Source organism: Wolbachia endosymbiont (group A) of Udea olivalis, assembly GCF_964028365.1.
Taxonomy (GTDB): Bacteria; Pseudomonadota; Alphaproteobacteria; order Rickettsiales; family Anaplasmataceae; genus Wolbachia; species Wolbachia pipientis.
In genome coordinates, this window is the sequence record NZ_OZ034773.1 from 344867 (window position 1) to 357829 (window position 12963).

The 12963-nt window shown below is 34.7% G+C and carries 12 protein-coding genes and 1 tRNA gene; 9 read left to right on the forward strand and 4 right to left on the reverse strand.

The window, feature by feature from the left end; all coding sequences use genetic code 11:
• The first annotated feature begins 131 nt into the window (after positions 1-131).
• The 5 genes from ABWU32_RS01615 (at position 132) to rnc (ending at position 5569) form a co-directional block, all read left to right on the forward strand.
• Positions 132-2438, forward strand: coding sequence for an AAA family ATPase (locus ABWU32_RS01615; RefSeq protein WP_265027914.1), 2307 nt, complete (start codon positions 132-134; stop codon positions 2436-2438).
• 64 nt (positions 2439-2502) lie between these two features.
• Complete coding sequence (locus tag ABWU32_RS01620; protein ID WP_041573616.1) at positions 2503-3399, forward strand: class I fructose-bisphosphate aldolase; 897 nt, start codon at positions 2503-2505, stop codon at positions 3397-3399.
• Positions 3400-3404: 5 nt separating this feature from the next.
• Positions 3405-3476: transfer RNA gene (locus ABWU32_RS01625), tRNA-Cys, on the forward strand.
• Between the two features lie 130 nt (positions 3477-3606).
• Entirely contained in the window at positions 3607-4683 is a 1077-nt protein-coding gene (locus tag ABWU32_RS01630; protein ID WP_015589461.1) for a quinone-dependent dihydroorotate dehydrogenase, read from the forward strand.
• A 187-nt stretch (positions 4684-4870) separates the two neighbouring features.
• On the forward strand, positions 4871-5569 hold the full coding sequence (gene rnc, locus ABWU32_RS01635; protein ID WP_006279914.1) for a ribonuclease III: 699 nt from the start codon (positions 4871-4873) through the stop codon (positions 5567-5569).
• 338 nt (positions 5570-5907) lie between these two features.
• On the opposite strand, the gene ABWU32_RS01645 is transcribed toward rnc, so the two are convergent.
• From ABWU32_RS01645 to ABWU32_RS01655, 3 genes are all read right to left on the reverse strand, one after another.
• Positions 5908-6450, reverse strand: coding sequence for a hypothetical protein (locus ABWU32_RS01645; protein ID WP_006279913.1), 543 nt, complete (start codon positions 6448-6450; stop codon positions 5908-5910).
• Positions 6451-6559: 109 nt separating this feature from the next.
• Entirely contained in the window at positions 6560-7090 is a 531-nt protein-coding gene (locus tag ABWU32_RS01650; protein WP_015589462.1) for a phospholipase D family protein, read from the reverse strand.
• An 857-nt stretch (positions 7091-7947) separates the two neighbouring features.
• On the reverse strand, positions 7948-8781 hold the full coding sequence (locus ABWU32_RS01655; protein WP_015589463.1) for a hypothetical protein: 834 nt from the start codon (positions 8779-8781) through the stop codon (positions 7948-7950).
• A gap of 151 nt (positions 8782-8932) precedes the next feature.
• Between ABWU32_RS01655 and ABWU32_RS01660 the strand changes: the two genes are divergently transcribed.
• From ABWU32_RS01660 to ABWU32_RS01675, 4 genes are read left to right on the forward strand one after another with little or no spacing between them, the layout of a single operon-like run.
• The gene (locus ABWU32_RS01660) at positions 8933-9571 is read left to right on the forward strand and encodes an HAD family hydrolase (RefSeq protein ID WP_015589464.1); all 639 of its coding nucleotides are present in this window, start codon (positions 8933-8935) and stop codon (positions 9569-9571) included.
• Positions 9571-10056 carry an RDD family protein gene (locus tag ABWU32_RS01665; protein WP_015589465.1) on the forward strand — a complete coding sequence of 162 codons (486 nt, stop codon included), beginning with the start codon at positions 9571-9573 and terminating at the stop codon, positions 10054-10056. The genes ABWU32_RS01660 and ABWU32_RS01665 overlap by 1 nt, the downstream gene beginning before the upstream one ends.
• Positions 10057-10115: 59 nt before the next feature.
• Positions 10116-10592, forward strand: coding sequence for a bacterioferritin (gene bfr / locus ABWU32_RS01670; RefSeq protein ID WP_007549093.1), 477 nt, complete (start codon positions 10116-10118; stop codon positions 10590-10592).
• Between the two features lies 1 nt (position 10593).
• Complete coding sequence (locus ABWU32_RS01675; protein ID WP_015589466.1) at positions 10594-11211, forward strand: SURF1 family protein; 618 nt, start codon at positions 10594-10596, stop codon at positions 11209-11211.
• Positions 11212-11241: 30 nt separating this feature from the next.
• Here the strand turns inward: ABWU32_RS01675 and ABWU32_RS01680 are convergent, their stop codons facing one another.
• Positions 11242-12960 carry a monovalent cation:proton antiporter-2 (CPA2) family protein gene (locus tag ABWU32_RS01680; RefSeq protein ID WP_141456699.1) on the reverse strand — a complete coding sequence of 573 codons (1719 nt, stop codon included), beginning with the start codon at positions 12958-12960 and terminating at the stop codon, positions 11242-11244.
• Positions 12961-12963: the final 3 nt, after the last annotated feature.

Below are 12963 nucleotides of genomic sequence, written 5' to 3' on the forward strand. Positions count from 1 at the left end.
ATATTGCGGTGCTATGACGTAGATCCAGAGTGGGATTCAAATTGGCTACAGCGAACTGCTGGATTTCAAATTTTTTAATAATTGTGTGCTATTCATTATATATGAGTTCCCACTTTTAAAGAGAATAGGAGATGATTTCCAAAAACTTAGAGGCAAGTTTGAATAGAGCACTATTCATTGCTTCTAATTTTAATCTTAAATATGCGAAAGTAGAACATTTATTGCTGGCGTTAACTAAAGACGTGGATGTAAATTACGTTTTATCAAGATGTAATATCAGAGCCGATGAAATCATCAGTATGGATAACATTCTATCAAGATGCAATATTAAGGCTAATGATTATAATAATAATATAAAAGGGTTTTTACAAAGCAGTTCTGAATTGATTATCAGTGGAGTTAAACCTAGCTCAATGTTTCAATGCATAATACACAGAGCAATAATACGGGCTCATAGCTTGGGAAAAAAAGAAATAAATGGAGCAAATGTTCTAGTAGAAATTTTGTCTAGGCAAGACTTATACGTTGAAAATCTATTGCAGAAACAAAATGCGAAAGATTCCAATTTGATTTACCATATATCTAATATGAAATACTTGAGCGATATAGATGAATACACCACCAATCATAAAGTAAAACTTGATAAAAATAATGACGCTCCTACTACAGTAAATAAAGGTGAGCTACTAAAAGATGAGGAAATTCTACAAAGTTATTGTAAAAATTTAAATGACTATGCAAGAAGCAAAAAAATAGATTATGTTATTGGTCGTGATTATGAGTTAAATCGCACTATAGAAATATTATTGAGGCGTAGAAAAAACAACCCTTTATATGTTGGAGACCCAGGTGTTGGCAAAACAACAATAGTTGAGGGTTTGGTACTCAAGATCATTGAAGGCAGTGTTCCAAGTGCGCTCAGGTCCAGTATAATTTATGCTTTGGATTTAGGATCACTCCTTGCAGGGACACGCTACAGAGGTGATTTTGAAGAGAGAATAAAATCTATAATAAAAGCAATTGAGGCAAAACCAGGTGCTATCCTTTTTATTGACGAAATACACACTATCATTGGAGCAGGTTCTACAAGTGGTAGCTTTCTTGATGCAGGTAACCTACTCAAACCTGCGCTTGCAAGAGGTACACTGCGTTGTATAGGTGCAACTACATATAGAGAATACAGCGCTAGTTTTGAAAAAGATAAAGCACTAGCGAGAAGGTTTCAAAAAATTAATGTTAAAGAATCTTCTGTTAATGAAACGATAAAGATACTAGATGGCATAAAGCACTACTATGAAGGGTATCATGGAGTATATTATACAAAGAATGCCATTAGGTCTGCGGCTGAACTTTCGCATAAGTATATTACTGGGCGAATATTACCTGATAAAGCGGTTGATGTTATTGATGAGGCAGGGGCATATTGTAAATTGCTAAGAAACAGGGGTAAAATTGTAAATAGTAGAGATATTAAGAATACCATTACTAGAATTACAAATGTGCCTTGTGGATCTGAATCTGATGATTTGCAGAAAGTAAAATCTTTAAAAGCTAATCTAGAGAAGGTGATTTTTGGCCAAGAGCAGGCAATAGAATCTCTTGTTAGTTCTATTAAAATTGCTAAATCTGGGTTGAGAAATTACAATAAGCCTTTAGCAAATTATCTTTTTGCAGGACCAACCGGTGTTGGTAAAACCGAGCTAGCAAAACAATTAGCAGAAAGCATGGGCATGAATCTTATACGCTTTGATATGTCCGAATATATTGAATCTCATACGATATCAAGGATGATTGGTTCTCCTCCTGGATATGTAGGTTATGATCAAGGTGGATTACTCACAGAGTCTGTATCTAACAATCAATATAGTGTTGTGCTGCTTGATGAAATTGAAAAGGCTCATAGCGATATCTATAATATATTGCTACAAATTATGGATTATGGCTGCGTTACAGACACTTACGGACGTAAAGTTAACTTTTCCAATATAATTTTAATTATGACAACTAATGCAGGAGCAGTTGAACGCAGCAAAAGTTTTGTTGGCTTTGGGCATAAAAATTTTAACATTGGTGATAGTGAAAAAGCGATAGAACAGGTTTTTAGCCCTGAATTTCGTAATCGTCTTGATGCGATTATTTCTTTTTCCGACTTAAGTACGGATGTGATTTTGCATATTGTGGATAAATTTGTCCTAGAACTGAAAAAGCAACTGACACAAAAAGGCATAAACTGCTTGGTAGAGGATGAAGTGAAATCTTATCTTGTACAAATGGGTTATAGTAAGGAAATGGGAGCACGTCCGATAGAGAGACTTATTGAAAAAGAGATAAAAAGTTACTTAGCGGAAGAAATACTGAATCGTAAATTAATAAAAGGAAAGAAATTAAGAATCTATATGAATAAAGTAGAAAATAAAATTGCTTTTGATATAGTTTAAAATCCTTGTATTGAACTTCATCTTTGTTACAATCTATAACTTAAATTCAATTTGAATTATAGTGATAAGTGATAAAGTAAAACAAGTCCTAAGCTACTACGAAAGTGAAAACCCTGGGGTAAAAGCAAATCTTACTCGTATTCTCATGCATGGAAAGCTTGGCGGTACTGGCAAGTTAGTGATTCTGCCAGTAGATCAAGGATTTGAGCATGGTCCAATTAAAAGTTTTGAAGTTAACCCTGATGCTTATGACCCACATTATCATTTTCAGCTTGCGGTTGATTCGGGAGTAAGTGCATATGCTGCTCCACTTGGTATGATTGAAGCTGGTGCTGCAACTTATGCTGGAATGCTCCCACTTATTTTGAAACTTAATAGTTCCAACTCTTTACATTCAAAGGATCTAACCTCTGATCAGGCAATAACCTCTTCTGTGAAAGATGCGCTGCGTTTGGGCTGCTTAGCTGTCGGATTTACTATATATCCTGGTTCTGCTAAGTGTTTCGATATGATGGAAGAAGCCCGTGGAATCATAGCTGAAGCCAAATCTTATGGGCTTGCAGTAGTGCTATGGTCTTATCCACGCGGTGAAGGAATTTCCAAAGAAGGTGAAACAGCGGTTGATGTTATTGCCTATGCTGCACACATGGCAGCTTTGCTTGGCGCTAATATAATAAAAGTAAAACTTCCAACTAAATATTTGGAAAGGGAGAAAATAGAAACAGAAAATATTGAATCATTACCTAAAAGAATTGAATATGTTAAAAGATCTTGTTTTGCAGGAAAAAGAATAGTAATTTTTTCTGGTGGCGAGTCGAAATCGGTGAATGACATATGCAATGAAGCGAAAGAAATTAAGCAGGGTGGTGGTAATGGTTCAATCATTGGACGTAACACTTTCCAACGCAAAAGGGAGGAAGCTTTATCTATGCTAAAAGATATAATGGATATCTACACATAAAAAACGGCTGGGTGGCAGAATGGCTTATGCAGAGGACTGCAAATCCTTTTATACCGGTTCAATTCCGGTCCCGGCCTCTTTCATTTTCTATATCTTGTAAAAGTTGCTCAATTCAACAGTAGCTTTAAGTGTGTAACCTATAGAGAAAATTATTCATAAGTAAAATCAATTTCTTTTCAAGTTATGGTTATACTCTTATAGCGTTTCATGGTAAAAAATAAACTAAAAATAAGCAAAGTGTTTTACAAAATGATATTACGTGATTTATTGTTTTTACTGCCGCCCGAAGTTGCTCACTCTTTGGCAATTATGGCATTAAAGAAAATACCTTATAAGAATCCTATAGAGCTACCAGAATCTTTGAGTGTGAATTTTTTTGGTAATAAGCTCAGAAGCCCCGTGGGTCTGGCTGCAGGTTTTGACAAGAATGCAGAAGTTATAAGGCCTATGCTTTCATTTGGTTTTGGATTTATTGAAACTGGTACTGTAACTCGTAATCCACAATATGGAAACAAAAAACCAAGAATTTTTCGGTTAATTAAAGATCAAGGGGTAATTAACAGATTGGGATTTAACAATAAAGGAATAGACTACTTTCTTAAACAAATAGATAAAACCAAGCTTGATGATTGCATTTTTGGCATCAACATAGGAAAAAACAGTACATCAAAGGACCAAATCAGCGATTATGTTGACTTAATAAAGATAGTATATGGAAAAAGCAATTATATAGTGCTGAACATCTCATCCCCAAACACGCCTAATTTACGCAATCTGCACAATAAGCAAGAATTATTGGAATTGTTGAAATCCGTAACTCTAACCCGGAAATCAATTGATAATTCTAAATCCATACCAATAATATTAAAAATCTCACCAGATATAGATCAGCAAACGAAAGAAAATATCGCTGAGCTTGCGTTGGAATATAAGATTGACGGATTAACAGTGAGCAACACTACGATCAGTCGGAATAACTTACATTCCCACCACAACGAGAGTGGTGGGTTGAGTGGCAAACCGCTGTTTAAACTTTCAACCGAGTTATTGAGCGATATGTACAAACTTACTAAGGGCAAAATATTGTTGGTAGGATGCGGAGGAATCTCAAGTGGTGCTGATGCATATAAAAAAATAAAGGCAGGAGCTTCTTTGGTGCAGTTGTACACTGCTCTCATATACCACGGACCTCAAGTTGTAAACAAAATTAATCTAGAACTTGCAGAACTAATAAGGAGAGATGGATTTAGTAACATTAGTGAGGTGGTGGGTTGTATACATTAAACATCTTCTCTGTCACCTAAGTAGCCGACACTGGAATAACATCGATGAATCATTATTCAAATAATGGTTATGCAAGAAGTCTATTAAACTGTATATTTTGGAAGTTGTTGGTATTATTTTAATAAAACAAAACTAATTCTTTGGTATAAAGGTGTGGTAGGAAGTGTTATTCTTTTAAATAATGGGTATGAAGAGTTTGAATGATGCAATATCTAAGATCATTGATTATAAATTTACAAATTATGCAATATTAGAAGAGGCACTAACTCACCCAAGCGTAAATAAAAGGAATAGCAAAAACCAGATTGTAAGCTACGAAAGACTAGAGTTTTTGGGCGATAGTGTTTTGAATATGGTTGTATCTGCCACACTGTTTAAACTATTTCCTGAAGAAAAAGAAGGAGCATTGGCAAAAAGAAAGACGGATTTAGTTTGTGGCAACACCATTGCTAATGTTGCTAAAGAAATAAAATTAGGCAGCTTTATCATCATGAATAATAGTGAACGCTGCAATGGAGGGAGATGTAACTTAAAAAATTTAGAAAACTCGCTTGAAGCACTAATAGGTGCAATTTATATTGATGGCGGGCTTGAAAATGTTGAAAAATTTATTATCCAATATTGGGAAAAGCTAGCTAAAGGCATGCTTGACCCCCCTCAAGATCCTAAAACCTCACTGCAAGAGTGGACTCAGAAAAACAAATTGCCTTTACCAGAGTATGAGCTTGTAAAACAAACTGGACCAGCGCACAATCCTGAATTTACTATATCAGTTTGCATAGAAGATTATGGTAAAGTTTCTGCATGCGCTTCTAGTAAAAAGATTGCTGAACAAAAAGCTGCTGAGTTGATGCTAGAAAAAATTGGAAAAGACGCTTCAGTTTAGGCAAAATAGGCATTAATGTAAATTTTAAGGAAGCTAATAGCGTTTAGGGTAAATGGTCAATTTAAGGAGAAGCATAGTATTATTCATAAAAAAGTTGATCTACCAAAAATCAAGCCTTATGTAGTGGAATATCAATGGCTGTTGTCGGAGATGCGGAAAAAAAGAAGTAGCAAGTTACCAAAAGGTGTTATGCCAGATACATTTGGTCCAAGAGTTGTTTTGTGAAGTTGACAGAGTCAAGGAGAATGAAAGTTTTAAAAAATAGCATATTTTTTAATTATAAAAATTTGATATTAACTGTTGTTGGTTGATTGAGTAAAAACCAGTGAATGGTCACGTTAAAACATATTTTTAAATTTCTGCCAAAATCCTGGTTTATTATCATTAACCTTTGTAAATGTTATATTTAAACTGTATTTCGGATCATTTGGCACGTCGTATTTTATGCTAAATGTTGAAACTTTATCGTTATTGTAAATATGTACATCATCATATGATAGCTTTGTTGTGTAACACTTTACATACTTTTGCTTATCATGCACTAAATCACCTGACTCCCTTTCTAGTTCCACAAATTTCGTTTTTTTCTGACATTCCTTCATTTTTATTAAATCCTTATCTAGTGATATTGAAACTGGCAACGTATTTCCAGCATATTCTTTAGCTAAAAGTTCACTTTGAGGATACATTTTTATTTCCCTGCCAAAATGTGAGTCTATGAAATTATTACTCCAAAATTTATCGCCAGAATGCACGTACTCATCAGTAGCATACGGCACCCCACCATAATTGCATTGAACTTTGTAATCTCCAACACCGTTGTTTTGAAAAAAATCATGAATAGCAGTGTAGCTACCGGCAGCATCATTTATATAATCCATTACTTTATTCCTTAAATTTTTAGTTCATTATATCATAATCATTATGCCAATCAATCAAAAAAGCTCTCCCTTGCTGTTTTTAAAACTGATTTTGAGCAAGCGCTCTCGATTAGTTGGGAGCGTATTTGTAAGATTGTGACATTCGTGCCTCCCAGTTTTTCACATACTGCTGAATCAATTCAGGATAATCTGTAATAATTAATAAATTTTCAGCATTTCCTTTTTTAGCTGTCTTACTAAGGTTAAATGACCCTGTGATGACTTTTTGATTGTCAACAATCATTATCTTATTATGAGCAATCTTTGGCTTATCATCGATCCAAATTGGTACTCCACCTGAAAATAATTCATTTATAACACTATATTTTGAGTAGAGTTGCGATTTATCTAAGATGACTTTAACATCAACACCGCGTTCTTTAGCATTAATCAAAGATTTTGCAACTGTTCCAAGAGTAAATGTATATTCTTGAACTAAGATAGATTTTTTAGACTGATCTATTACGTTGATTATCGGTACAGCACAATCTTCTCCAGGTGAAAAGCAAACCGTAGCTTTTGGGCAGGGCGAAAATATAAAACCCGCATAGTAATACAGAGAAAAACACATTAACAAGAATAAAAAGTGAAAAAGCCTCACAACAACCCACCCCCGGATATACGGCGATAGGCTACATTATAATTTAATCACCTGTCAATAGACTTCTTGCATAGTTTTTGGCAACAACCGTTAGAAACGAAAAAACTTACTTGACAAACTCCGCCAGCCCCCTTATCATGAAACTGAAGGTATTCAGTTATCTTCATCTGTGCAGATTAAACAGCAAGAAAACAACGTAGTTGGCGTCTTATTTTTAATTTTTTGCACTATGTGCACCTTATGTCTTCACAATATTTCTAGGTTTTTACCTACACAAGCTGAAACGCGCTTATAAGTCGTTTAAGACAGTATAGTACGCCAATTTGCAGGATTAGGGAGTGACAACTAGCTAACACGGGGTTTCTTTTGCCTTTTTTTCTGCTTAGTAAATTTCTTAAACATTTAAACTAAGGTGAGTTGCATTTAAAAGCAGCTAAATTGCAGTGTTTAAGACTTAAAAAACGCCAATGTTCTAAAATAGATATTAGCTGGGGCTTCTTTTGCCTTTTTTTTCGCTTGGTAAATTTCTTAATGTTTATAGCTAACATGAAGCTAAGTACGAACTTTGTTAAATACAACAAATGGTGTCATCCCAGTGCTCCTTTTTTTGTCATCCGAGTAGCTGACACTGGGATCTATTTTGCATGTAACTCCAATTGTGTTTTGGCATAAAACGCGACGCGTATTAGACTTATTTGCAAGCAAAGCTTGCTAGATCCAAGTAGTCAGGGCACTGGGATGACATCATAGGGACACTGGGATGACACCCTGACAATCGTCATCCCGCTACTTGTTAGCGGATGAGATACCGCGGCGGTATGACGGTTCGTGGCGGTATAATGAAGCTTGAAAGCGGATCACCTTTCACGACCCGTGTTTACTTCATTCACTTTAGGAGTATTAACAGGCGTTATTGCCGGGTTCTCAAGCTTTGTTGCCTGCTTCAAACCCTCGCTTACACTTTTGTCCTTTAAAATTTCATCAAGCTGCTTACTCTTTTGTTGCTCTTCGTTATTTGACGTATCTCTTTGAGCATCTTCTCTCATGTCATGAGTATTCTCCACACTCTTTTCATCCTCACCCAAAAGTTTTTCTAATATTTTCTTAACAAAGCGCTTCAGAAGACTCAAAAACCCTTCTTCTTTTTGATTTTCTTGTGGTTGAGGCGTGGTATCTTTTTTGTCCGGCTCAGTGTTGAGCTTCTCTTTTACAGAACTCTTGCTCACTGAGGGACTAACGATGTGCTCTGATGGCTGTGTATCTGTTTGTACAGAAGCCTCAGAAGTCTTTTTTTGTCCACTCTGTTCAACACTTTTACCTTCTGTTGTAGTTTCTCTAAGAGTGTTAGCTGCTTCTTGAAATTTTTTGTCATTTTTTAATTCTGCAACTTTTTCACTTGTGAAGATGCCCTTCCCTTTATATTGTTGGTCAAGCTCAGCAATTCTTTCAAAATCTTGACGTGCTTTTTCATCTGCACGTCCTTCTTGACTTTCAAGTTTCTGATTCAATTCTGCAACGTTTTTCATTTTGTTCTCAAGCTCCTTACTTTTCACAGCTTTTAGAGCCTTTGTTCCTTTTGCGATATAATTAACCTTCTCTTCTAATGAAGTACCTTCTGGAAAAGCACCTGGAGAACGTTCAAAGACGTCTTTAAACTTTTTTTCAACACTTTCTTGAGATGTCTGGGCCATACCTATTACCTATTAAAACATATCATATAACCAGTATATTAGCTAATTATATAAAAAACAGTTAACATAACTTGTGGTAGAGCGTCCTATTTATATCTTTTTCATTAAAATGCTATTTATTTATTAACTTAAAATATATAACAATATAGAAATGAAAAACAGCCCATTAGCAGTAGTATTCGATTGGGATAATACCTTAGTTGACACTCAAGATAATATTTTTAATGCTATTAAGCATACCATAAACTCAATGGGGTATAGTAATAAAGCTGCTGATAGAAATTCCCATGAGTCGAGAAAGAGCTATATGGTCAATTTATTTGGCGATCAGTGGAAAAAAGCGAATCAGATATATCAACAATACTTAGATAATGCGCTATTACAAAACATTGCTCTGAATCAAGGAGTAGAGGAAATGTTGCAGACACTGAAAAGCCACAATGTTTATCTAGCAATAGTAAGTAATAAGAAAAATACTAATTTACGTGAAGAAGTTACCTATTTTAAACTGGATTCTTACTTTGAAAGAGTGGTTGGGTCATGCGATACCGCGGAAGATAAACCATCTGCAACCCCACTGCTATTTGCACTAGAAGAGAGTACGTTGCCTATAAATAGAGAAAATGTGTTTTTCGTTGGTGATAGCATCACAGATGTTCTGTGTGCACAAAATGCCAATTGTTTACCTATTATATACGGTCAATCAATAAGCGGTTATGAAGATTTGTTATGTTTTCAACATTTTGATAAACTTACAGATTTTGTAATAAAGTATTTAGAAGATAGGTAATGACAGAGATTGCCAGCATAAAAAGGCGCTTTTGCGCGTATTTAATAGATGTAGCAATTTTATTAATTCCAACTTTATTAATTATACTGCTATTAGAGGATTCTCCGTTGATCTTACATCTATCATACATGTGTGTAAATTGTAGTTACTTCACATATTTTATATCTTCAAAGGCCCAAGCAACTCCCGGCCAACAGTTACTGAATATATATACTATCAATTTAGATAATTCTAAAATAGACTTGAATTTAGCGTTTGACAGAAGCACTTCCCAGTTTTTTCTTCCTTTGTTAAACAGTGTAGCAGTTATCCTTACTGAATTTTTGCAAGATCAGGAAGTATTAGTGAATGTCTTGAGTGCATTGAAAGTAATGATAGTGCTGCTCACTCTCTGCTGGTATCTAGTTGCTTGTTTTTCTAAAAAGAAACAGACATACCACGACATGCTATTTAATACGGTTGTTATCAAAGGAACTATTAAATGAGTTGCTATAACTATCGTTATCATATAAATTATGCTGATGAATTGAACTAAGGGAAGATTATGAATGAAGAGATAGTAAAACATTTGAATAAATTATTGACCAATGAGCTGACTTCTGTACGCCAGTATCTTTTGCATTTTGCGATTCTCAAAAATAATGGAATTAATAGACTTGCAGAAAAGGTAAAAAATGAGCTTAACGAAGAACTTGAACATGCAAACAAGTTGGCAGAAAGAATTTTGTTATTTAAAGGAGTTCCAAATTTTCAGGATACAAACGAAATATCAAAGCATGATGGAAAGTTTACAAAAGACACAATACGGAAAATCTTAGAAGCTAATTTGAAATTAGAGGGAAAAGGTATTAAGGATATCAAAGAAACGATTTCTATCGCTGAGAAAGAAAAAGATTTTGTTAGTGTAATGTTATTAGAAGAGATGTTAAAAAATGAAGAAGAGCACTTCCATTGGATTGAGAAACAGATTGACCTTATTGAACTAATGGGTGTTGAAAACTATTTAAGAACACAAATATAGAGTGTTAAAAAAAATAGTATTTATTTTAATTGTACCTTGCTTGCTCCTTTTTTTATTAGGATTATGGCAAGTATTCAGATTGAACTGGAAGAATAATATTATCAAAAATATGAGTCTTCCAGTTGTTCATCTATTGCCCAATAACGACCTTGAAAAATTTAACTATAGGCATGTCAAGATCGATGGGATTCTAAGTGACATAGAACTATATGTTTTTGCAGGGCAATATGGATATCATGTGTTATCTCCTATGCTACTTACTACTGGAAATTATATGCTAGTGAACAAAGGAATAGTTAAAGAAAAAAAAGAGGAAAGAGCAAAAATTGAAAAAGTAGCTGCAGGTGGAGTTTTATATTGCAATAGCAGTAAAAGCAAAAATTGGTTTATCAAGAACGATACTACTTCGAATACATGGTTTACCCTGAGTACAGAAGAAATTTCCAATGAGTTAGGTATTAAGCTAGAGAAGTGTATATTGTGGCCGAACAATTTTGGCAGCAAAGTAGCTATACAGCCAATGAAGCATTTGGAATATGCAATCACTTGGTTTGCACTTTCCTTAATTTGGTTGATTATGTGCGTAATTTACTATAGGCAAAACCTCAATAAAGCTTGAAGCTTTCTGTACATAAAATTAGAGAAGTAGTTATTCATCTTTATCACTACCAAGGTCTTTTAACATACTGTAATTGCCTTTTCTGAATCTACTTTTTAAAGACATAACTCCACTTTCGCTAATACCACTAAGGCTCAGTGCAGCTCCACCTAGCTGCAATCCTATCTCAGATGTTTCAGGAATAATTTTACTAGCTCCTAGATCTCTATAAACCTCCACATTACTCAGATCTGGTAAGCGTATTACAATATTTACATGCGGAAAATTTGCTGCAACTAAAGAAACAACTTTTTTTATAGTAACTTCATTCTTTATTGAAATAACGAGAGCTTGAGCTCTTTCTATTCCTACCGATTTTAAAATTTCACATCTTGTAACATCTCCAAGATATATAGGAAAACTATCACTTTTTCCTTCTTTGACTATTTTCGATTGAATATCTACAACAACGTAACTTAAATGCTCTGCCGTAAGCATTTTTGTTACCATATATCCCACTCTACCAAATCCAGCAACTATCACATGGTTATAAAGATCTTGTGTATCTGTTTCAACAGCTTCATCATCTAATATTGTTTTCTCAGTGCTAAATGAGTTTGCTATCCAATCTCCAAGCCCTGATAAAAGAGGAGTGAAAGCCATGGTTACTGTAGTTACCATCATAAGTACTTGAGCGATTTCACTTGGTAGCACATTTAGCTCATCTGCTAAGCGAAATAAAATAAACGCAAATTCACCGCCTTGTGAAAGCAGTAACCCAGCTTGTATAGCAGGTGCACTCTTAAACCCAAAAAATCTACACAATATATATATAATAGATGTTTTTAAAACGATAAGGATAATCGATAATAAAGTAATTAGTGGTAACTTATTGAGTAAAAGTTCGGTATTGATGGACATACCAACAGTCATGAAAAATAAGCCAAGAAACAAATCTTTAAATGGCAATACTGCGTGTTCTACTGAGTGTCTATATTCTGTTTCTGCAACTAACAATCCAGCAACAAATGCACCTAATGCTAACGATAAATGGAATTGCTCAGTAATAAATGCTGCTCCTAATACTATTAAAAGCGTTGTTGATATAAAGATCTCATTACTTTCCATTTTAGCAATAACCGAAAATAAAGGTCTAAGCAATAATCTACCAGTTATAAATATCAGCACTAATGCAATAGCTGCTTGCACCAATGAACCTGCCAATGAGCTTATCAGGCTGTGCTCAGAATTGCCAGTAAGTAAAGGTACCAATACTATTAATGGTACCACTGCAAAATCTTGCATTAATAGCACTGCTATCGACAATCTACCAACCTGACTTGCTTGAGAACCTTTTTCTTGCAGAACCTGCAACACTATTGCTGTTGAGGATAGCGCAAGCCCACCACCAATAACTGTTGCTATATTCGTATTCACTCCGAAAGCAAGAGCGATGCACCATATTGCTACCATGGTAACTATAACTTGAAGAGAACCGAACCCAAATACATGAATACGCATAGCGATCAGGCGTTCAAATGTCAATTCAAGGCCTATAATGAATAATAGAAAAACTACACCAAATTCTGCAAGATTATCCATTGCTTCAGCTGAGTGTATCAGATTAAATCCGTGAGAACCAATAACTGCACCTGCAACGAAGTAACCAAGCACTGGACTAATATTCATTTTCCAAAATGCTATGACTATAAACACAGCAGCAGAAAGCAAAATTATAATATCAAACAAATGCTGAGAGCCACTGTGCATGAT